Source organism: Paenibacillus sp. FSL R7-277, assembly GCF_000517965.1.
In the GTDB taxonomy this organism is placed as follows: Bacteria; Bacillota; Bacilli; order Paenibacillales; family Paenibacillaceae; genus Paenibacillus_AQ; species Paenibacillus_AQ silagei.
Genome location: NZ_ASPX01000080.1, coordinates 72,769 through 95,193 on the forward strand (window position 1 = coordinate 72,769; position 22,425 = coordinate 95,193).

The 22,425-nt window shown below is 53.3% G+C and carries 18 protein-coding genes and 1 pseudogene; 4 read left to right on the forward strand and 15 right to left on the reverse strand.

Features of this window, described 5'->3' with window-relative positions; all coding sequences use genetic code 11:
• Positions 1–19 precede the first annotated feature (19 nt).
• The 6 genes from C173_RS22380 to C173_RS22405 form a co-directional block, all read right to left on the reverse strand.
• Positions 20–1,207: a metallophosphoesterase gene (locus tag C173_RS22380; RefSeq protein ID WP_200869584.1), complete on the reverse strand. Its 1,188-nt coding sequence runs from the start codon at positions 1,205–1,207 to the stop codon at positions 20–22.
• Positions 1,208–1,435: 228 nt separating this feature from the next.
• On the reverse strand, positions 1,436–2,101 hold the full coding sequence (locus C173_RS35510; protein ID WP_081751291.1) for an HIT domain-containing protein: 666 nt from the start codon (positions 2,099–2,101) through the stop codon (positions 1,436–1,438).
• A 66-nt stretch (positions 2,102–2,167) separates the two neighbouring features.
• Complete coding sequence (locus C173_RS22390) at positions 2,168–2,581, reverse strand: bacteriohemerythrin (protein ID WP_081751292.1); 414 nt, start codon at positions 2,579–2,581, stop codon at positions 2,168–2,170.
• Positions 2,582–2,701: 120 nt separating this feature from the next.
• Positions 2,702–3,607: an NUDIX hydrolase gene (locus C173_RS22395; protein WP_036728705.1), complete on the reverse strand. Its 906-nt coding sequence runs from the start codon at positions 3,605–3,607 to the stop codon at positions 2,702–2,704.
• A gap of 407 nt (positions 3,608–4,014) precedes the next feature.
• Positions 4,015–4,878 (reverse strand): cation diffusion facilitator family transporter, encoded by an 864-nt coding sequence (locus tag C173_RS22400; protein ID WP_036728707.1) that lies wholly within the window; start codon positions 4,876–4,878, stop codon positions 4,015–4,017.
• A 420-nt stretch (positions 4,879–5,298) separates the two neighbouring features.
• Complete coding sequence (locus tag C173_RS22405; protein ID WP_036728710.1) at positions 5,299–5,802, reverse strand: ferritin; 504 nt, start codon at positions 5,800–5,802, stop codon at positions 5,299–5,301.
• Positions 5,803–5,917: 115 nt separating this feature from the next.
• Between C173_RS22405 and nagZ the strand changes: the two genes are divergently transcribed.
• Positions 5,918–7,264: a beta-N-acetylhexosaminidase gene (gene nagZ / locus C173_RS22410; protein WP_051478292.1), complete on the forward strand. Its 1,347-nt coding sequence runs from the start codon at positions 5,918–5,920 to the stop codon at positions 7,262–7,264.
• Between the two features lie 378 nt (positions 7,265–7,642).
• Here nagZ and C173_RS22415 read toward each other — a convergent pair whose 3' ends face one another.
• The 5 genes and pseudogenes from C173_RS22415 to C173_RS22435 all read right to left on the reverse strand — a co-directional run bounded on the left by C173_RS22415 (position 7,643) and on the right by C173_RS22435 (position 14,767).
• Complete coding sequence (locus C173_RS22415; protein WP_036728712.1) at positions 7,643–8,743, reverse strand: efflux RND transporter periplasmic adaptor subunit; 1,101 nt, start codon at positions 8,741–8,743, stop codon at positions 7,643–7,645.
• 27 nt (positions 8,744–8,770) lie between these two features.
• The gene (locus C173_RS22420) at positions 8,771–10,156 is read right to left on the reverse strand and encodes an ABC transporter permease (protein ID WP_051478294.1); all 1,386 of its coding nucleotides are present in this window, start codon (positions 10,154–10,156) and stop codon (positions 8,771–8,773) included.
• Between the two features lie 263 nt (positions 10,157–10,419).
• A pseudogene (locus C173_RS22425) lies at positions 10,420–11,085 on the reverse strand (ABC transporter ATP-binding protein); the annotation flags it as partial.
• A 54-nt stretch (positions 11,086–11,139) separates the two neighbouring features.
• Positions 11,140–13,749: a hypothetical protein gene (locus C173_RS22430; protein ID WP_036730038.1), complete on the reverse strand. Its 2,610-nt coding sequence runs from the start codon at positions 13,747–13,749 to the stop codon at positions 11,140–11,142.
• Positions 13,750–13,933: 184 nt separating this feature from the next.
• On the reverse strand, positions 13,934–14,767 hold the full coding sequence (locus C173_RS22435; protein ID WP_036728714.1) for a helix-turn-helix transcriptional regulator: 834 nt from the start codon (positions 14,765–14,767) through the stop codon (positions 13,934–13,936).
• Positions 14,768–14,911: 144 nt separating this feature from the next.
• Between C173_RS22435 and C173_RS22440 the strand changes: the two genes are divergently transcribed.
• The 3 genes from C173_RS22440 (at position 14,912) to C173_RS22450 (ending at position 18,441) form a co-directional block, all read left to right on the forward strand.
• Positions 14,912–16,975, forward strand: a complete 2,064-nt coding sequence (locus tag C173_RS22440) for a beta-galactosidase (protein WP_036728716.1) — start codon at positions 14,912–14,914, stop codon at positions 16,973–16,975.
• Positions 16,976–17,359: 384 nt separating this feature from the next.
• Entirely contained in the window at positions 17,360–18,124 is a 765-nt protein-coding gene (locus C173_RS22445) for an AzlC family ABC transporter permease (RefSeq protein ID WP_081751293.1), read from the forward strand.
• Positions 18,115–18,441, forward strand: coding sequence for an AzlD domain-containing protein (locus C173_RS22450; protein WP_036728718.1), 327 nt, complete (start codon positions 18,115–18,117; stop codon positions 18,439–18,441). The genes C173_RS22445 and C173_RS22450 overlap by 10 nt, the downstream gene beginning before the upstream one ends.
• A gap of 46 nt (positions 18,442–18,487) precedes the next feature.
• On the opposite strand, the gene C173_RS22455 is transcribed toward C173_RS22450, so the two are convergent.
• The 4 genes from C173_RS22455 to C173_RS22470 form a co-directional block, all read right to left on the reverse strand.
• Positions 18,488–19,453 carry an alpha/beta hydrolase gene (locus tag C173_RS22455; protein ID WP_051478295.1) on the reverse strand — a complete coding sequence of 322 codons (966 nt, stop codon included), beginning with the start codon at positions 19,451–19,453 and terminating at the stop codon, positions 18,488–18,490.
• 102 nt (positions 19,454–19,555) lie between these two features.
• On the reverse strand, positions 19,556–19,963 hold the full coding sequence (locus C173_RS22460) for a MerR family transcriptional regulator (RefSeq protein ID WP_051478296.1): 408 nt from the start codon (positions 19,961–19,963) through the stop codon (positions 19,556–19,558).
• A 43-nt stretch (positions 19,964–20,006) separates the two neighbouring features.
• Positions 20,007–21,338 (reverse strand): hypothetical protein, encoded by a 1,332-nt coding sequence (locus C173_RS22465; RefSeq protein ID WP_036728721.1) that lies wholly within the window; start codon positions 21,336–21,338, stop codon positions 20,007–20,009.
• On the reverse strand, positions 21,335–22,423 hold the full coding sequence (locus C173_RS22470; protein WP_036728723.1) for a DUF58 domain-containing protein: 1,089 nt from the start codon (positions 22,421–22,423) through the stop codon (positions 21,335–21,337). Before C173_RS22470 ends, C173_RS22465 begins: the two co-directional genes overlap by 4 nt.
• Positions 22,424–22,425: the final 2 nt, after the last annotated feature.

The following is a 22,425-nucleotide window of genomic DNA, read 5'->3' on the forward strand; positions in this document are numbered from 1 at the left end:
TGCCACATGCAGGTTTCCGTTAGATCAAAACAGGCTTAGCCGCAGGTGACACCTTGTCTGCACCAAAGCTCATGCTGCCATCCAGCACAAGTTCCAGCTTAATCAGCTCCGAGCGGCTGGCCAGCCGGATCGGCGGTCCCCAGGTTCCGTAGCCGGAGGAGACAATGACATGCAGCTTGTTTTTGAGCAGGTAGCCCCAATCCAGTTCGAACAGCCGCCGGGTAATCCAGTGATTCGGTGCAATCTGCCCCCGGTGGGTATGTCCAGACAGCAGCACATCCACTCCAGCCTCCGAAGCGATCCCGAAGCCAGTCGGCTGATGATCCATCATCAGGATCGGCTTGCTGCGGTCCACTCCCTGTAGAAGAGTCTCCACGCTGAGCCGTCCACCCTCCATGTGCTCGGCAGTCTTGTCTTTGCGCCCGACCACGTAGACTCCCGACGTCTCCACCACTTCATCCTGTAACACCTGAATGCCGACACTCCGCATAACCTCCGTATACTGCGCAATCGAGCCGCCGTAGTATTCGTGATTCTCCAGCACGGCGTAGACTCCATAACGTGCCTTCAGCTGCTTCAGCTGCTGCTCCATCCCGTTGCGGAGAAAAGGCTCAATGCTGTCATCCAGCACATCCCCGGCCAGCAGAATGATATCCGGGTTCATCGCGTTCATCTCCATGACCATTCTTCGTAGATGGCGGTTGCCGACAATGTTGCCCAGATGGAGGTCGGAGGCTACTGCTACCGTCAGCGGAACGCTGGTTCCGATGGATTTTTCCACCTTAAGCCGGTGGGTCCGCACCACAGTACTCCAGGCATTGCGCGATCCCCAGACCAGGAAGACAGCGAGCAATACCAGCACTGTAGTCCCGGCTTCCGTTACGAATGCGGAGAGTCCTACGCCTGCAAGCGCCAGCACACCATAGAGCAGATCGGTCAGCGGCAGCATGATCACGGCGAATTCCATACAAGCCAGATAATAAGAGCCAATCACCTTGAACAACCTGCCCACCTGTCTCAGCGCTTGCGGCAGACGCACCCGGCCAATCATATAAGAGAAGGAAATGACAAGAAAGACAGTCCAGTACGCAGCAGTATTCATCCCCGGCAGCCATGCCTGGAGCAATACGGACAGATGCCATCCAATGTAGACATTCACCAGTCCAAGCACCAGCACCATGACCGCAGCCCCGGCCAGCATCCGCATGTTTTTCACTTAATTCCACTCCCTTAAAGTAAGTTTCTATACGATCTACTTCAAATCATAACACAAAGTATTCACCAGGTATAAACTGTGCCGTCAACCTGTGATAAACCTGAGTTCCCCTTGGACAAAAAAGAAAGACAGCCCTGCGGCTGCCGTTAATGGAATGCGTACATTAGGAATGCATAATTAGTAATGTGCAGTCAGTTGAATTAGACCCTCCGTTTTCGCTTATTGTCTCAGTCCCTTAATTTCTTCAACCGATAAGCCTGTGGCTTCGGAAATGGTTTGCAGGTCTATGCCGCGCTCCAGAAGTTTAATGGCAATTTCTTTACTCGTCTCCGATCTACCCTTTTCTTCGGCACTTTCAATACGGGAATGTTCATCGCTCAGCGCCTTCATCCGGGCATCATAAGCCATTCGCGCTGCCGCGTCCTGACTTAGAAACTCTAGCGTGTCCATCGCTTTTTTCAGCATCGGTTCTTTCTCAGCCAACCCTTCCACCATTCTCCGTCTCGTCTCGCCCAGCCGTTCCCCGGCTCCGTCCGGGTGCAGCGGTTCTCCCCACAATACCCCGTCCCCCTCGTACCGGGGAAGCACATGCATGTGATAGTGGGTCAGATCGTTGAATTTACCGCCGTCAGCAATAATTCTGATCCCGTCTGGCTGATACAGACGTTTGAGCAGGGCGGAGAGCTTTTGTGAAGCCTCCATAACAGTACGTGCAGTCTTCGCATCCATCTCATCGACGTCCCAATAGTGCTTTTTCGGCAGAATCAGGGTATGCCCTTCATTGAAGGGCTCGATATCGAGTACACAGGTGATATATTCATTCTCATAGACGATATTCAGGTCAGGCTCTATCCCGTTCGCGATTCTGCAGCCGAGGCATTCCATGATGATATTCCCCTCCCTTTTAAAAAAAGAAAATGCCTCGCGGCATCTCCAATTTTCTTTGTTCAGTTAGCCCGCCCGGTTTCCTTTGGCAGCGATGCATTCACCGATTAGCTTGTCGCATTTGTGAATGTGATTGATCAGCCAATCCGTCAGCGTCCGGTTCAGCTTGATCGTGGATAATACGGATACCCCTTTGGTCTTAATCGTCTCCTCCAGTTCCAACACCGTCTGCACGAATTCAGCGTGTGTCTTCTGATGCTCCGTCAACTCCGGGAAGTCGATATCCTTCATCAGCTGCTCTTCACTGCCGAAATGCTCCACGGTGTAATCCTTGAGGAACCTCAGCGTCTCTTCGATCTTTTCTTTGCCCTGCTGGTTGCTGCAAGCGTCAAAAAAGTCGTTCAGCTTCACCAGCAGCTGCCTGTGCTGACAATCAATCTTTTCTACTCCGATATCATACGAATCCTTCCAGCTAATCATGGGCTCACCCTGTCCTTTGCCATAAACACAATAGTCAAAATATAACTAATTGTCTGCTTTTCCCTATGAAAGTTCTATTAAGAACATCACAAGGCAGCGTTGCCGGACAGAAGGGCATTCTCAAAATAAATTCCATTCCCGGTTATACCGGTACAGCTTCGAGGGACGGTGTCCGGCATCCCGGGTGCTCTGATCCGTCTCGATGACCCGCTCGGCGATTTTGCGGCGGAAGGCGGCGGCGAGCAGCTCTTTGCCGAGGATAATCTCATACACACGCTGCAGCTCGGACAAGGTGAACAACGGCGGCATGAGATTGAAGATAATATCGGTATATTCCGCCTTGCCGCGCAGACGTTCGATGGCATACTGCACCATGAGCAGATGGTCAAAAGAAAACCCCGCGCTGCGCACGATCTCACGGCTGACCTGTCGGACATGCCCTTGAATAGTCTCGGTAAGCTTGACCACCCCGCTTAGCTTCTCCTGCTCACTCTCCAGTATAATCTCCACCAGTGTCTCCTGACGGACGTCCTGCTCCAGCACCTCGCGGCGGGTCTCCAGAATGTGGTACGAGACATCGAACCAGGCAGCTGCGGCTGCATCATCCCCTGCCTGTACGTCCAGAGCCTTGCGGTCCACGAGCGCCATGTAGGAGCAGCTGATCACCCTCATCCGCGGATCACGGTCTACCTCGCCCCAGGTATACAGCTGCTCCATGTAGATATTATCGATATTAGTCTCGCTGTACAGCTCCCGGCGGGCTGCTTCCTCTACGCTCTCACTGATCCCTACGAATCCTCCCGGCAAGGCCCACTGTCCCAGAAAAGGATGCTCCCCGCGCTGAATCAGCAAGAGCTGTAAGGACTTATCCGCCAGCTTGCGGTAGTTATTCTGCTCCCGCTCCATCACGGTGAAAATCAGCATATCGACGGTGACAGACGGACGTTCGTAGTTGCCCGCATTATAATTCTGCAGGAATTGCTCCTCGTTCAAGCCGTTAGAGTCGGTTACGGGTTGATTTGGCATGGATATTCTCCTTGTCTTGAATCGATTAATAGGATTCGGTTGTTAATAACATATTGATATTATATACATGGTAATGGAATGCGGGCAAGTCCGGGCCAGGGCGAAGAACGTTTTTTCCCAATCTATATAAGACGTACTCAAGGTTTGAACTTGAAGCTTGGTCGTCGCTGCGGTGAACATTTGGACTTCCGGCCGCTGCCCGCCCCCAGATTTCTTGATTTAAACCACTATTCGTGGTAGAAATCCGGTGACAAAGGCGATCGCTATCGCTCCTACAGTTCCAAATTTCCCCTCCGCTTCTTTTTGCTTTTCGTTAATTTCTTTAGTGCGCCTTATCTAGCACAAAAAAATGCCCCACCCGAAGGCAAGGCAATTCATGTAACCTATTCTTGTTATACACCTGATGATCACAACGGTTCGATATGGACAAGTACGGTAGCGACCTGATGACGGTCCTTAAGCTGATCTTCGATCTCCTCCGTAATATCGTGACTCTGCACCACATTCAGACTGGAATCCACCAGTACTGTAGTATCGACCAGCACATTATTACCGTGAATACGGGCTTTGATATCCTTAATCGACTCCACACCTTCAATCTCAGCTACTGTCTGCTTCATCAGTTCCAGCTTACCGGCATCGAAGCCGTCGGTGAGGTCATGTGTAGCTTTGCGGAAAATATCCCAGGCCGTCTTGCAGATCAGCAATCCGACAATCGTAGCTGTGAGCGGATCTAACCAGGGAATGCCGAACTGTGAGCCGATAATACCGACGAAGGCTCCCATGCTGACCAGCGCATCCGATCGGTTATCCTGCGCCACTGCATGCATGGCATTGCTGTTCAGCTTGCGGGCAAGCCTGATGTTGTACCGGTATACGGCGATCATAACCACAGCACAGGCAGCTGCCGTCCACGCTGCAATCAGATCAGGGGTCTCCAGCACAGGCTGAATGAATTTGTTCACACCCTGATAGAGCACCTGGAAGCCTACAGCAATCATGATAAAAGAGGCGACCAGTGCGGCAACTGTCTCTGCTCTGAAATGACCATAGCCATGGTTCGAATCCGGGGGTCTGCGGGAAATCCTGAGTCCGGTCAGAATGGCCAGTGAAGCAATAATGTCGGTGCTGTTATTCAGCCCGTCAGCCAGGAGGGCCTGAGAGCCTGACACCGTTCCTATGAATAATTTGACTGCAGATAAGAGTATGTATGCTAAAAGACTTAGCCATGCTCCTTTTTCACTTTGTTTGATATCGCTGTAATTTTCCAAGAAAAAGGACCTCCAAAGATTAGTATTGTTCCATACTACACGCTGACTTACGGGTGGGTCTAGAGAAACAGTGTTGCCGGACAGCGCAAGAGTTAACCCCGCTAAATAGAGTTGGCAACCCGGAAGTAAGTTGCGGCTCCCTACATTCTTTGCCCTTGTTCAACTTTGCAGCCTATCTGCTGCTGACAGGCCGTGTAACTTTTCTCGCAAAACGTAGTCTAAGTATATGGGGACCTTAGGTCGGCCAAGCAGAAACGGCGTTCCCGTCCTCTCAAGGACGGTACCGTTTCAGCGATAAATAGAAGGATAAGTTATCGTGTGAAACATATAATTTCTTATATTTGCACACAAAAAAGCGGCTTCCCCCTCTTCAGGAGAATGCCGCTAAGCTTGCGTATGAATGGTTACCCTAGCTGTTCTCTACTCCGCTGGCGGTGTAAATGAACGTCCTGCAAATTCTGCATCCAGCATATAGAAGGCATTGCTGTCGGTTTCGATCCGTTTGAGCTTGGCGATAATGTTGCTGAAGAGCGCCTCTTCTTCCACCTGCTCATCGATGAACCATTTCAGGAAATAGATCGTCGCATGCTCCCGTTCATCCAGGGCCAGATCCGCCAGATGATAGAATTTCTTCGTATTCTGCTGCTCATGGGCGAAGGCATGCTCGAACGCATCCAGCATGGAGCTATACTCATTGTTCGGTTCAGGCATCGCCGCAAGGGTGGCCCGGTAATCGCGGTCATTCAGGAATTTGTAGATCTTCATGGCATGGAACCGTTCCTCTTCAGCCTGCACCAGAAAGAAATTGGCGAAACCGTCCAGGCTCTCACCGGAACAATACGCTGCCATCGCAAGATAGACATGAGCAGAATAGAATTCGAAATTCATTTGTTCATTAAGCGTGTTCATTAATTGCTCTTTCATTGACAGGTCACCTCATCCTATAGTATTGATTATGCTTGAAGCAGATCATATGTAATGTCTTATTCATTCTATCATCCTTATCCGCCAAACCGCAATCGAAAGGAAGATTCCCCCTATGAAATGGTTCAGCCGTCAAAAAATAAACAATACTTCCCCCCGCCGCGCTCTCCTACTGCTTGCCGCCTCCGCCTGCCTGCTGCTGGCAAGCGGCTGTGAGGGGAATGGAAATTCAGCACAACAGACAAACGCAGGCTCCTCCCAGGCAGCGGTGCCAGCCTCTCCGGCTGCCGCACAGACGCCTGTGCCTGCGGCAACCGATGCCCCAGTGACCCCCTCACCTGAGGCTTCGGCCACTCCTGACCCGGTCTCCCGGAAGCTCGCCGGAATGACTCTGGAAGAGAAGATCGGGCAGATGCTGCTGGTCGGCATCCAAGGCAAAGCGGCAGGAGCAGAAGCCCTGAAGATGATTGCCGAAGATAAGGTCGGCGGAATCATTCTGTATTCTAATAATGTCGGCAGCCTGAAGGAGCTGGTGCAGCTGACCAACGCTCTGAAGCAGAGCAATGCGGGGAATCCCTCACCGCTGTTCATGAGTGTCGATCAGGAAGGCGGCAAGGTCAGCCGTCTCCCCGATGACTATGCCACCTTCCCATCAAACGCTGCTGTCGGCAGCGGAGATGATACCGCCGCTGCCGGAGCGATGGGCGAACTGCTTGCCCGGGCGGTGAAATCCTCTGGCTTCAATATGGACTTCGCGCCGGTGCTCGACATCAACAGCAACCCGGATAATCCGGTAATTGGTGACCGTTCCTTCGGCAGCAACGCAGAGCTGGTCACCCGGCTCGGCATTGCCGAGATGCAGGGGCTCGAGCGTGAAGGCGTCATTCCCGTGGTCAAGCATTATCCAGGCCATGGCGATACCGCAGTAGACTCTCATCTGGAGCTGCCAGTCATCAACAAGACGGAGACCCAACTGGCAGAACTGGAATGGCTCCCATTCCAGGCAGCGATCCGGGAGAAGGCCGATGCTGTAATGGTGGCCCATATTCTATATCCGAAGCTCGACCCGGACAAGCCCGCCTCCCTGTCCCAAGTGATTATCGGCCAGCAGCTCCGCGGGCTGATGGGATACGAAGGGGTAGTCATTACGGATGACATGACCATGGGCGCAATCATTAAGAATTACAGCCTCCCAGCTGCAGCTGTAGAATCCGTATTGGCTGGAAGCGATATCCTTCTGGTCGCCCATGAATACAAGAATGAACAAGCTGTTCGTGCCGCACTGCTCGACAGCGTCAAGAAAGGCAGCATCTCCGAAGCGCGGATCGACGAGAGTGTCTACCGTATTCTGGCGCTGAAGGCCAAATATCAGTTAACGGACGAAGCGGTGCCCTTGCCGGATCTCGCCGAACTGAACAGTGACATCCAGGCTTGGCGTAAGCCGTATCAGCAGAACAAGTAGTTAACAAGCGGAATCGGTACACTCTCAACCATTTATATACTTAGGGGGAGTTTACTCCACTAACCCGTGGGATGAACCGTCAGAGTTGGAAAAAAGGCACTTAATTAAGCCGAAACCATGCGCTTTGGGGAAGCAGTTGGAAAAAGTACATTTAATCCACCAAGCCCCTTGATCTCAGCAGGATTTGGTCTGATTAAATGTTATTTATCCAACTGCTATAAGTAATTGTTCCTGCGACCATAAATTAGATGTACTATTTCCACTTAGATGATCCGCCGCGCGCCACTCACGCCTATACTTTCTATTCAAAAAGCCCCAAACCCGGCAATCAACCAGGTTTGGGGCTATATACGGTTTGGGCCCATCCACTGCTGTCAACTACTGCAGAACCACGGTGTCTCCTGCCTTCAGTCCCGACAGCACCTCTGTTTTATCGGTTGTTTCCATTCCAGTCTTGATCTCTTTGCGTTCGTATTGGCCGTTTCCTTTGTCCACCATAACGAAGGCCAGATCCCCTTCACGGATGACGGCGATATTGGATACAACCACCGCCTTCTCTTTGCGTGAGGTCTCGACGTCTCCGCTCAGGCTGAGGCCGCCCATCAAATGCTCGTCCGGCTGCATGGAGATGACCACCTCGAATTGCGGAAGCTGGCCGGCTGTGTTCTGTCCGGTGGTCGTCGTGGCGAACTTGGCCACATCGGTTACCTCCCCGTCCAGGACCAGATCTTTTACGGCCGTCATCTTCACCTTCACCTTCATGCCCTTTTTGATGCGGAAGATATCCTGCTCCCCGACCTGTGCTATGAACTCTACCTTGTTGGTGTCCACAATCTTGCCGATGTACTGATTGTCGGTGACAGTCTGCGGCCGTTCTGTGCTGCTGTCGAAGAGGAAGATGCCGTTCTCCGGTGCATGGAATACCGCAGTGTTCAGCTTCGCCTTCTTCTCCGTAAGCTCTTTGGCTTGAATCTCGGCATTCACCTGGTTCAGCTCATCGCTCAGACGGGCGGTTTCCTGGGCAGCCAGGGCCTTCAGCCGTTCCGCTTCCGTACCGGCCGGGGCCGGAGAATCATCCTCCTGCTGCGCGACAAAAGCATTCAGTTCCCCCTCCAGCTTCGCCTTGCGGGCGGCTGCCTCCGCCGTGGCAATCTCATTACGGAGTGTGCTCTGATCCAGGGTGAAGAGCACCTGGCCCTTCTTCACCTGTGCCCCGTTCTCCACCTTCCAGGCAGTCACCTTGGAAGCAAAGGGGGCATACACCAGCGTCTCCTTCTGGTATTGCGATCTGCCTTTGATCTGCACGGAGCTGGTTAACGTCTCTTCCGTTACCGGGAAGCTGATTACCTGCATCGGTTCAGGCGGGAGTTCTGCGGTATCATCAGCCTTGAAGAATTTGGTATATCCGAAATAACCGGCAGTTCCGATGATACCTAAGATTATGATCCATTTCAGGCTCTTCTTTAGAGTCCTCTTCATTGTTTCGGCTTCCTTTCTAGCTTAGGGTTAGTCTCGTTTAATAGCAGTTAATGCATCGGTTCTGGAGGCGCTGATCGCCGGATAGATCCCCGACAGCACGCCGGTCATAATGGCAAAAGATATCCCGATCGGCAGATTCGTCGTAGGAATGAAGAAATTCATCCCGTCCCCTGCACTGCCTACCAGCTTGTTGAGCGCCATCACAATGAGATAGGAGAATGCAACACCCAGCATGCCCCCGAGCAGCCCCAGAAGCGCAGCTTCGGTAATGAACATGTTACGGATCTGTCCCATGTTGGCCCCGAGGACCTTCATAATCCCAATCTGGCGCCGCCGCTGATGGGTGGACATGGTCATGGCCACTATGATGGAGATGGAAGCGATGATCAGGATGAATACCCCGATGCCGAGAGCCGCCATTTTGATCATATCAAATTGCTCCTTCAGCATCTCCTGCTGGAACAGATTGTCTTGAGCACTCAGTGACAGCTTCTGAATCATCTGCTCCACCGGCTTGATGTTCGCCACATCGTCCACCTTGACCGTAATCGAGTTATAGCTGCCCTCCGGCGGGAGCGTAAGCACACTGGTGGTGGAATTATCGAACGCAAGCTCCTTGGAGAGCTGCTGTGCGGTCTCGGGAGACACATACATAATCTTCTCATAGGATGACCGCAGTTCATCCATCCCCTTGGGAAGCGCCAGAATTCCGGAGATCTGCAGGGGCGAGCTAAGCTTGAACACCGGGGATGTAGAGCTATAGTCCTGCGCCTGAATCTGAACCTGCTTGCGGTACAATTCAGTAGGCACAGTGGCCATTTTGTCATATTGCTGGTACAGCTCCTGGTTGAACGGATCCGCACTCATCTGATCGAACAGCTTCTGCCGGGTCTCCAGGTCAATCAGGCCCAGTGTAGCCCCGTGATTGAGCACAATGGATCCGAGCTGGCCATTCGCCCCTCCCTGCTTGAACTTGTGGTCGTACGCCGTCAGCTTCTGTAAATCGGCGACAACGACCTGAACATCGGAGATCTTGTTGTCTATGGTTACCATCTGCAGATATCCTGCTTGATGAAAAGGCGAAGCCGCCTTCACATGATTCAGCCCCTGGATGATCTTCAGCTTCTGATCGGTCAGCTTGCCGGGGTCGAGGTTCTCATTTACCTCACCCGATCCGCCGCCTCCACTCTTCCCGTTCGTTGGAAGTCCTCCGCCGGGCGAGACTGTAATCTCATCCATTTTGAAGTTGGCATTAACTTGTTCCGTTACATAGACCTGTGCAGATTGGCCTACACTCAAAGCCACGATAATTGCTGCGCAGCCGATGGATATCCCGGTCATACATAGACCTGTAACCACCTTGCGCCGTTTGACCTGTTCCCAGGCCATCCGTGAAATGTCTCTGATCTTCACGGCTTCCCTCCCTCTGCAGGATCAGCTTCCTCAGCGGTCTGGTGTTCAGGTTCCTCAGCCGGCAGATCTTCATCCGCTCCTGCTGTCTGCGGTACTGGCTCTACAGCTTCCTGTTCAGCTCCTGCAGCTAATTGTTCTTCAACCTCTACCATGGTCTGCGGTTCAGCTTCCTCAGTGATTTGCTCTTCAACCTGTACTTCTGTCTGCGTCTCAAGCTGCTGTTCTTTTTGCAGTTTTATATCTGCTTGCGGTTTTGCCTGCGATTCAGTGACCAGGAAGCCGTCTTTCAGCGTGAAAATCCGCTGCATTTGTTCAGCCACCTTGTATTCATGAGTAACGACGATAAAAGTCGTCTTCATCGTCCGGTTCAGGTTCAGCAGAATACCGATAATTTCTTCTTCAGTCTTGGAATCCAGATTCCCCGTCGGTTCATCGGCGAAGATGACCGACGGCTCTGTGATCAGCGACCGGGCGATACTGACCCGCTGCTGCTGTCCTCCGGAGAGCTGCGAGGGGAAGAGATCCGCCTTGTCGGGAATTCCCACCTGCTCCAGCAGCGCCAGCGCCTTGGCCTTGCGTGCCCTGGGAGAGACTGACTGGAAGACCAGCGGCAGCTCCACGTTCTCGCGGACCGTCAGGCTGGTAATCAGCTCATAGGCCTGAAAGATAAATCCGATATTCTTGCGGCGGAACTCGGCCAGCTTATTCTCGCCCATTTTCACAATGTCCTGATCAGCAATGTAGATATGACCTTCCGTGGGCTTCATCAAGCCGGCCATCAGGTTGAGAAGCGTTGACTTCCCGGAACCTGAACTGCCCAGCAGGGCAACCATCTCTCCTTTTTTGACGGAAAAATTGATTTTATGAAGAACGGAGGTCCATTCATTACCGCTTTTGTACGAATGCGTAATATCTTCAACACGCAACATGGAAGCTGCTCCTTTTTTAAAAATACAAGAATGTTTTAGTTAAGCGAATGACGATTATTCCTGTGTCTTGTTCGGAACCACGTTGGTGACTCCAAAGGCCTGGCTGCCCAGCATCAGACGTTCACCCTGGAATTCATCATAGAAGGCTAACTTATAAGCGCCGCCGTCCATCGTCTTGTACACGGGTCTGCTGAGGGAGAAGGAATACTGGTTGTTCGTCCCTTCAATCAGGTCTGTGCCCAGTGTAAGAACCTTCTCGGTCGCGATGCCGAACGGATCGGTAATCTGCAGAATCAGCTTATGCTCCAGCACGCCTGCATCGTAGAGGTTATCCTTCCTCAGGCTGTAATTCATAGTAATATCCAGGGTATCCGATGACTTCATCCGCTTGCCTTCAGAGGTCAGAACAGAAATCGTATAAGGATATAATGCCGTTGATTCCAGCGTATTCTTCGGTACGTTAGCCTGCGGATTCAGCTGAAGTGCTGCCACATTGACGAATCCGGTCGCTTCCTCCTTGGCCTCGATCAGCTTACCCTCTTTGATACCGGAACCGAGGTAGAGTGAGACATCCGCGAGGTCCGTAGCCTTAGGCACCTTGGCCCACAGGACCACGAGCTGCTTGGCACCCGGAGACGCGCTGTTCTCCGACTGGCTGGTGCCCGCTTCGAAATACTGGCCGTCCTTGGTCTTATAGTAAGCCTGGAGACGGGCCATTTTGCTCTGTCTTTTCTCCTCACTGCTCAGATAGAGCTCTGTGTACACTAGATTGTGGCTCTCCCCTTGATAGATCGTTGTCCGGTTCTCCTGTACACTGGCCGTTTTGCCTTTGCCGCTAATGGTGTAGCTCTTGCCCTTCTCGATGGTCGGAATACTGTTAATCGAGTTGTTGACGCTGACATCCAGGAACGGAACGGTCTCTGAATTCTGTGTGCCGTTCAGGGCAATCCGCATATTCTGAAACTCTGAGGTATAGGCAATTTTGCCGAGTACATACAGATCCGCCGACTTCCCTGGCGCAAGGACAGAAGCATCCTTATTGTCCATATACAGCTCTGTAGTCACGGGCAGATTCTCTTTATCCAGCTTAATGGTTCCCTTCAGCTCAGGCAGCGTAAGAGACACGTTCTGGGTATTGGTGATTCTCAGTCTGGCAGCTACGATATCATCATCTCTCCAAGGATAACGCTGCAGAGATTGAATACTGTACGAGAAGGATCCGTATGAATTCGTGGTCATATACTCCTGGCCGGTCGTTACCTCCGTACGCAGGGCATAAGGAATGACGAAATAGGCTACCGGGAAAACCATTTTGGCAGTCGGTGTTGCAGGAGGCGAAGTGGACGGCGTTCCGGTATTCCCGGTATTTCCGGTTGTCTCGCCGGTTACGCTCGGTTCAGGCATACTTGAGCTCTCTGCGCCTACTGATTCGATCATCATAAGCTGCAATCCGGATTGATCGACTTCAAGCGGTACGCGAACCGTAAGCGGTACAATTTTGGTCTCTAGCGGCTTGAGGGTGACTCCGCTTACGCCTTTGGAGTTCACCGGAAAAACCTTGCCCTTCACCGATTTGACTGCCAGGTCGTAGCTTGGCAGGGTTACCGCCTTGTTGCCGGTATTCTTAAGCTGCATCTGGAACGTCCATACCGCATCTGCATCCTGTGCGTACACATTGGCATTGCGGAGCAGCGTGTCTACCGTGTTGTTATTGACTACAATCTTTTTGACTACCCCGCTGCCCACTACCAGATTAGGCGAGCTTGCTGCGGGCAGCTTATAAGAAGATTTAGCCAGCTCCAGCTTCGTGGTCTCGTCTCTCTGCGTGAATTGCAGCTTCATATTATCTGTTTTGAGATAGGCCGGGATTTCCGTAATATAATAAATGCTCCGTTTCTCCTGCGGTTGAATCTTGTAATCCGCCTGTGTACCGCTCAGCGCCAGCTCGAAGGAGGTGCCGCTCGCAGATACCAGATAAGCCGAATAGCCCGGATCACTGAGGACTTTATTGCCCTTGTTGGTCAGACTGACCCCTACTTTGGCATAGACCTTGCCGCTGTATTTATAGAGCTGGAGGGAGTCTGCACTGGCCGCGACGGGAATGTCGTTCATGACTGTACTCAGGCTTGTTCCAACTGCAGCCGTAGTTGAATAATTAGCGGGCACTCCAAAAGATCCCGTCTGCTTCAGATACCCCTTCGTCTTGGCATCCCAGACCAGCATCGAGATTTTGATCCCCTGCAAAGAGGAGGTTTGTCCCACATTTACATAATAGGTCACGCTAAGGGTTTCTTTGGCGCCGACTTTCTTCTTCAGGGCATCCGCACCTAAGGGATTACCTGGAAGTACTGATCCTCCCGGAGTGACAACGCGTGAGAAATAATGCATCAGGCTTGCGCTTGAATTGCCGAAATTCGTATATTTAAGTGTGTATGACAAGATGTTTCCGCTGGACTGGCTCCATATGTTGATATTCTCTAGTACTGCGGTCACTCCGGCACCCATGGGAACGGAATTGAACTTGAATGCCGCCGGAGCGGATACTGCGGGGGCCTTCGCCGCCGGGGCTGCATGTACAGCAGGCGCAGTGATACTGCCAGACACCTGGCCGGCAACGAGTGAACTCACCAGCAATGCAGCATATGTAACTCTATACTTTCTCATTTATTTCCCTCCAGATGTATTTACTAGCAATAGTATAGTTGCTTGGCGCGTGGAATTTGTATCCACTTTGTAACCCTTTGTTTCCATTTGTAACTTTCTGTCACATAACCAAGGCTATCGCGGCGTGAACTCTGCCATAAATGTAACAAACTTTCTTAATACTTGGTCCTAAAAAGGCTTGATTCTATGAGTTGAAGGAACGTCTGTATTGGTTCGGCGGCATCCCTTCGAGCTGTCTGAACACCTTGATGAAATAACTGGATTGTTGAAAGCCGCTTTGCAGTGCAATTTGCGCAACTGACAATTTGGTGGAGGCCAGCAGCAGCTTGGCCCGGGCCATCCGGCAATCGCTCAAATACCGGTTCGGCGTCTTGCCCATAATGCTGCGGAACAGGCGGAGAAAATGGTAGCTGCTATAACCGGCAAGTCTGGCCATAGACTCCAGCGTCCAGGGCCGCTCACACTCACTATAGATCCTGTCGGCGGTAAGCCGGATGGAATGCCGGATCTCCAGCGGAACGGAGCCGTGGAGCGGCTCGGTGTTCTGCATCAGCGTAACCAGAATCTCATAGAGCAGTGTGGAGAGGCGCGGTTCACTCCGGGTCTCATAGCCTGCACTGAGCCGGTACATTTCCTCGAAGAGCGCTTCATAACCGGTGCCGGGATCGAAGGTGAAGAAGTAGCCGCGTGACTGATCCGCCTCCTCCAGCATAGGCAGAGGCATTGCCGTGGCGAAGTGCATCCAGCGCACATCCCAGGCAGCTCCGGGATCAGAACCGTACTGCTGATAAGCCCCTCTGGGAAAAAGAAACCCGCTGCCCCGCCTCATGGATATCCGCTCCCCTCCCTGAAATACATACCCTTCTCCCCCGAAAACCATGTGGAGATTATAACTGTTCAGGAACCCCTCACTTCTGCGCTCTGCATGCTCCGGGAAGTCGCTGTAATGCCCCAGCATCTCCGGATAACATACATAGTGGGCATAAGCAGGCTGCGGCAGAACCCAGTGTTTTCTCATGTAAATCTCCTCCTGCCCTGCGCTGAATCAAGCACGCAATATAATGATATAATAGCAATATTCTGTTATATAAGTGGATACACTGCTGATAATACAATAGATTGGTAGCTTAATGAAAGCATATTTTTACACTTGGAGGTTAAGATGAAGAAACCTGTTGCAGCAGAACGATTTGAACTGGGCGTCTGCTATTATCCTGAGCACTGGCCTGAATCCATGTGGGCTGACGATTACCGGCGTATGGTTGAAACCGGATTCACCATTGTACGTCTGGCTGAGTTCGCCTGGTCCATTTTTGAACCGGAAGAAGGCGTGTTTCAATACGATCTGTTTGACCGTGCGGTCGACATGGCACACAGCTACGGGCTGAAGGTCATTCTTGGAACGCCTACGGCTACCCCGCCTGCCTGGCTTACAGAGAAGTATCCTGAGGCCTTGAATGTTACTTATGAAGGTGTGACGCTACAGCACGGCATGCGCCGCCATTACAATTACAGCAGTCCCAAATACCGTGAGCTTTGTGCGCGTATCGTAACCAAGCTTGCTGAACATTACGGCAATCATCCGGGCGTCGTCGGCTGGCAGATTGACAACGAGCTGAACTGTGAGATCAATGTATTCTACTCGGAGAGTGATCATCAGGCCTTCCGCCTCTGGCTGCAGGAGAAGTATGTCACCTTGGACAAGCTCAATCAGGCTTGGGGCACGGTGTTCTGGAATCAGACCTATACGAGCTGGTCACAGGTCTGCCTCACCCGGCCTACTCCTTCACCGAATCAGCCGAATCCGCACCAGGCTCTGGATGAGAAGCGCTTCATCTCTGATAACACCATCCATTTTGCCAAAATCCAGGCAGATATCCTCCGGGAATTGGCTCCTAATCAGTGGGTTACCACAAACGGGCTGTTCGGACATCTGGACAGCCATGAGCTGAATGACGAGCTGCTGGATTTCTTCAGCTATGACTCGTATCCGCAGTTCTCCACCATCGGCTTCGATCCGGCCGAGGTGAACCCGATGCTTGACCGCGGCTGGGGACTGTCCCTGTCGGCCGTACGTTCGGTCAGCAGCAACTTCTGTGTCATGGAGCAGCAATCCGGTCCGGGGGGCTGGGTCAACCGGCTGGACATGCCTTCACCGAAGCCGGGACAGATGCGGCTGTGGACCTACCAGTCCGTCGCCCACGGCGCTGACATGCTGCTCTATTTCCGCTGGCGGACCGCCACCATGGGCAATGAGATCTATTGGCACGGCTTGAACGACTACCATAACCAGCCTAATCGGCGGGTAAGAGAAGCGGAGCAGATCGGCCGCGAGCTGGCAAGCATCGGGCAGCAGTTCATCGGCAGCCGGACTCAGGCGAACGTTGCTATCGTGCGTGATTATGACAATGAGTGGGACGGGGAATATGATGTCTGGCACGGCCCGTTCATGTGGCAGAGCAACAAGGAATGGTTCAAGGCTCTGCAGCGGAAGCATATTCCGAATGACGTTCTGTACCTGCGCAGCCATACCACCCTTGCAGAGCTTGCCCGTTATGAAGTGCTGGTCTACCCGCATCCGGCGATTATGACCGATGATACGGCGGCTCTGCTCGACCAGTATGTACAGCAAGGCGGGAAGCTGGTCTTCGGCTGCCGCACAGGCTACAAGGATATTACCGGACAATGCTACATGCGGCCTTTTCCCGGAGCGACGCAGGAGATGTGCGGGGTAACCGTGGAAGAATTCACGCTGGTCAAAGGAACGCGCAAGCCTACCTCCATCCGCTGGAATCATGATCCTGAAGCACTGACCGGTGCAGATGCCTTCAATGACATTCTGCAGGTGGAAGAGGACAGCGTCGAGGTTATGGCAACCTATGCGACCGACTACTATGCCGGCAAACCGGCGGTAACCCGCAACACCAGGGGCAAAGGCGAGGTATGGTATTACGGCGCCGTGTTCAATGAGCCTGCTGTGCTGCAGATGCTTGGCAGCCTGGGGCTGGTCTCGCCAGCCGCCGATTGGGCGGAGCTGCCGCCAGAGGTTGAATTGCAGATTCGTGCTACGGGGGGAGACGCCTCTTCCGGTGTCGCCTTCCTGCTCAACTACAGCGAAGAACCGGCACAGATTGTGCTTAAGACAGCCAAGACGGACCTCTTAAGCGGCCAGACCCTGTCAGGGAGCTATACGATGGAAGGGTTCGGCGTACTCATCTTGAAATAACCATGAACTCCAAAAGGGTTCCGCTGCCGCAGATCGCTCTGTGGACGGCGGAACCCTTTTTACAGTTACAGCTAATATTCCCTTGCAATTCGCTATGAATTATTAGATATTAATACAATGTATTTATTATCGGCGATAGTAGAGTATCCGATGTAATTCTGTGAATAGGGTCGAATCCCGGAGGTTCCGTAAAACGAAAATACACCGGCCAGAAGAGTGTGTTCCTAACGGACCTGAGATACCCTATCCCCAGTCAAACGCCACTTTGACACATGTAGGTGTGGCTCCACTCTTGTACTCATTCAGGTATGATAGCGCCCCATCTACTAGTTTAAATCGGACACTATACTAGTCATTATTCCATGAAACAGAAGGAGCATGCCCATGAAGCCAGAATCCATTCATCAGGAGCCGCTGTCCGGCGGCAGCCTGGTTACAGATAGCCCAAGTGTGCCGGAGAGCAGCGATACGTTCTGGCAAGGGGTCAAGGACTGCCTACCCACGCTGCTCGGCTACTTAAGCATCGGGTTCGCCGCAGGTGTTGTGGAGAAAACAGCGGGGCTGACCCTTGCCGAAATCGCCATGATCTCCATCATCCTGTACGCCGGTTCGGCCCAGTTTATTGCCGCTGGCATGATTGCCGCCGGGAGCAGCGCCTCCGGTATTGTCATTACGATTCTGCTGGTTAACCTGCGGCATCTGCTGTTAAGCGCAGCATTGTCGCCGTACTTCCGCCACCTGACCCCGCTGCGCAACCTGCTGATCGGCTCGCTGCTCACAGATGAGACCTTCGGGGTAGCCATTCAGAAGAGCGCCGCAAGGAAGCAGATCAGCGAGAGATGGATGCACGGCCTGAATATTACCGCTTATCTGAACTGGTTACTGGCCAATATCGCCGGCGCTGTTCTCGGTCAATGGATATCCAGCCCCGAGAAGTGGGGACTGGATTTCGCCCTGCCGGCTATGTTCATCGGACTGCTGGTCCTGACCATTATGGGACGGCGCAAGTATAGACTGGATATCACTGTCGGCCTAGCGGCCGCTGTGGTCGCCGTGCTCGTCTCTGTGCTGTGGTCACCCAGCATGGGCGTTATAGCTGCGGCGCTGGTAGCCTCAACGATTGGAGTGGTGATGGAACAATGGAAATAAGACTGGATATTGCCATAATCATTCTCGGAGCCGCGCTCGTCACCTTCATTCCGCGTGTCCTTCCGCTGATGCTGCTGAGCCGGATCACGATCCCGGAATGGGGCATGCGCTGGCTAAGCTACGTGCCGATTGCTGTCATGGCTGCACTGGTTGCCCAAGAGCTGCTCGTAACCGGTGGCAGGTTCACAGTCCTGTCCACTAATGTGGAGCTAATCGCCGCCCTCCCCACTTTCTGGGTAGCCGTCAAGACCCGCAGCCTGCTGGCTACCGTATTGACCGGTATTGTGACGCTGATGCTGCTGCGTCTGCTGTTCTGACCCTGTCCGCTGGATACGTTGTACGATTGCTTTCAGGCTACGGGTGCTAATCTTGCCTGCCCTCCAGCTGCAATACTCTCTTAATGAAGCTGCCTATGTTCCCGATGGCCTGCTGCGCTTCAGGAAGCATGGCAGCCATCAGCTGAAAGGCGCACCACATGTTCTTCCAGATTTGAAGTTCTACAGTGATGCCCGCCGCCTTTGCCTGTTCAGCCAAGCGTTCTGCATCACTCAGCAGCACCTCATGATCTCCCGCCTGTATGAGCAGGGGCGGCAAGCCCCGGAGATCCATTCTTAAGGGTGATAATATTGCAGGCCACGCACCGCCATAGTCCCCCATAAATTCCTCAATCATTCTCTGATTCGCTTCCCGGCTTCCTGTCGGGTCCGTTCCCGCACGGCTGTCATAAGACTCCCCGTCCAAATGAATAAGGTCGGCATGGGGAGATAGCAGGCATGCACCGGCAGGGAGCTTATCCCCCTGGTCCCGCAGCGTAATTAATGTCATCAGCGCAAGCGTGGCTCCGACGGACTCTCCGCAGACTATAATATTCCCGGCAAGAACACCCCGTTCCAGTAGCCAGTGGTAAGCTGCAAGGCAATCCTCATTGGCTGCAGGGAAGCAGAACTCCGGTGCAAGCCGGTACTCCACAGTGAAGACGGCAATTCCCCCAGCTGCTTCAGATAGACGGGCTGCCAGATCCCTATAGATCTCGCAGCTGCCAGACACAAACCCTCCGCCGTGATAATAAAGAATTACCTTGTTCTCTGCGGGTTGCGATTGTCCTTCACCTTGTAGACTTTTCTCCTCCGCTCTGACCCACTCTCCGCTGAAGGTCTCCACCTCAACCGGTTCAACCTTCACGCCTTCAAGAAAGGGTAAATGCCTGGACGCTTCGAGAGCCGCCGCACGGATCTCCTGAACTGGTTTTCTGGAGTAACTATTATTGCTTTTCAGATAAGCTGTAATGGCCTGCAACTGTTCAATCGGGGTACTGCTCGGATACAACATACGTGTAATTCCTCCTGTTATCCTGGGATGCCCATACTATAAACCCTGTAGCAATGTACAGAGTCAAGTGGCAATCCCTGCAGAATTACAGGTGGCAACAGATTAATCATTCATGTTCAACATATTAAGCGTATCCTGCACGCCCGGGTGCCTGTCCTGAACCAGAAGGCCGGACTTCAGTGCTTCAAGCTGTCTGCGTGTCTCGTTCCGCCGGGCAATCTCCAGATCGACAGCGGCGATCTTCCGCTCAATGACTTCGATGAAATCACTGATTCCTATGCTGCGGTCTGCAGATTTAACGAGTGCCTTCTTGATCTCCTGGAGTGTGAACCCGCAGCTCTTGGCATTACGGATAAAAGCGATCCGGAGGAGCGTCTCCTCCGGATACAGCCGATACCCGCCTGCTGAACGCTGCGGCAGCGGAATCAGCCCGTTTTTCTCATAGAATCTGAGCGTCTCCATATTAATCTGAGCCTCTTTAGCCAGCTCACCTCGCAGATAAGGGGTCATGCCTGCCGCTCCTTTCCAGTGTTCGCTGAACGTGATGATTCAGCTACAGCTTCAGCTGCTCCTTAAGCGCCGCCGCCTCAGTGGCAGTAAGTTCAGGCAGCTCCTCCTCGGTATAGCGGGCCCTGTGGTATAGGCCCAGCAGACGTTCATTGACAGAGACATCTCCGCCAGAGTGTTTGCTTGAGCGCTTCTGGGCTTGCGACCAGGCGGCTACATCAGCTGCTGTCTCCTGCGGGGTCAGGTAGGGCTTCACCTCATACCCTTCCGCATGTCTGGCCCGCAGCCAGTGCCGGTACAGCCAGCGGATGCGCTCACGGCTTCCGTCCATCCCCTCCCAGCGGTCCCGGCGGCTGGCAGGTGTCAGCTTGGAACGCACGTATTGGCGGAAGTCCTGAACGGTCTGCTCCCAGTTGAACAGGCTAGTCTCCTCATCCTGATACCCGGCAGCCGCAGGAGTCTCTCTGCGCAGCAGGGACAGCAGCCTGTCCATCGCTCTGCGCAGGATGCCTCCTGTATTTCTGTACAACCAACGCAGGATAAAATACAGTACCGCAAGAATGGCTGCCGCTCCTAGAATATAGAAGCCTATATTCAGAATCATCGACAGCAATCCCGGTTCACCCGGCTCCGCAGCCGGCATGGCAGGGATGGCCTCAGGCAGAGCTTCTGCTGGCGGTGCCTCCTCGGAACCGGAGGATAACCGGCTGAGCCAGACGAAGAATGCCCGCACCATATTCCACAGCAGCATCCCAACCGCCCTACCGCCCCCCGCTGCAAGCAATGCTGCCAGGATAATGAAGCCGACCACAAACATCCGATTATGCCGCCGCAGTCCTTGGGGCAGATTTCCTGCACCTCCGTTCAAGGAGCTATAACGCAGGTGGGTGCTGTTCGTAGCCAGCAGTGCCAGGATCAGGCACAAGCTGCCGCTCCAGGTGAGCACCGGCGCACTCGGCTGGAGACCGGGGATGCGCGAGAAGGCAATCGAAGCGACAAAATACAGCATGATCCCGCTGATATACAGCCACAGCCGGTTCACCCGTGTGGCCGCTGTCATGCCAAGGAAGGCAGACACAGCCGCTCCGGCTGCCAGCGGAAGACCTATAAGTGTCAGCGTACCGGTTAACGCCGCAGATATAGCTCCGAGAATTAGCGCCGCGAGCAGCTGCTTCCAGCGGCGGTTGCATATCTCTCGCAGCAGCACACCAGCTGCGGCCAGTACCGGCAGCAGATAGATCCAGCGCAGCGCCTCGGCCTCCGGCTGGAAATAAGTCTGGAGCACCAGCCATACCGGGAGCAGCAGCAGCCATTCGATGAAGGCTGCCATCCATATGGCGTAATTTTCTTTGAAGGCATCCGGGATTCGGGAAGTCATAGCTCACCGCCCCCTTCAGAAGGAATATCCAGCCACTCTACACCGTTTCCGAGGAAGCTTAAGCCTGAGGCTGCCAGCTGAAGCTCTGCCCCCCGGTGACAGGTAATGATCAGATAATCCTTATCTGCCTCCCCCTTGTCCGCTTCAATCTCCATCAGCCTGCTCATCGGCACGGTCCGGTCCAGATTCAGTCTGGCCAGCAGGCCAAGGAACTCCTCGGTATGAACAATGGACCAGGTGTCCACCGAATCTCTCGCCCCGCTCCCCTCCAGTCTTCCATTGCTGAGCAGCCGGACCTCAATCCCGTGGCTGATCGCATACTCGGCTACAGTCGCCGCATAGCGGATTCCCAGCTCTATACGCTGCACATCGGTAACCGTTCTCCACATGGACTCACTCGTCTCCACGTTCAGGCAGATGACCAGCCGGGAATCGGCGGTGTAATCCTTTTGATGCACCTGCATACTTCCCGTACGGGCTGTCGCTTTCCAGTTAATGCTCGCCAGAGAATCCCCGGCGCTGTATTCTCTTGTACCGGCGGTCAGGAACGGATCTTCGACAATCCAGCGCTTGACCGGCAGCTCTCCAAGCCAGCTGTGAACCGGCAACGGAAGGTCATGGAAACGCAGCAATCCGGGGTAGACCAGCAGCTCCAAATGAAGCGGGAAGGTCTTGGCGCTGCGGCTCAGTCCGAACAGATCGCCGGTAGTCATGGTTGCCGTCTCCAGGACGAACAGCCCCCGCTCCCTGCAAGTGATATTATGCCGCCGTTTGATATGGCGAAAAGACCTCAGGAAGAACAGGCTGACATGATTCTGGGAAATCTCTCCGCTGCTGATGCCCAGATTCTCCTGGTTACCGAATTCAAGCCCCTTAGCTATGCTGGATTCCAGCCGCAGCCACGGCAGCGGCAGCAGCTTCTTGTTCATAATCTCCTCAACCATCTCTACCTGTTCACCGGCGTACACCGCTTTAGCAGAAAAGTAACGGGTATAGCTGACCTTCTTCAGCGCATGCCGGTCATAGACGAGCGAGATTAGGACCAGCAGGATGAACGTGCTTGCAATGAACCACGGCAGCGACATGG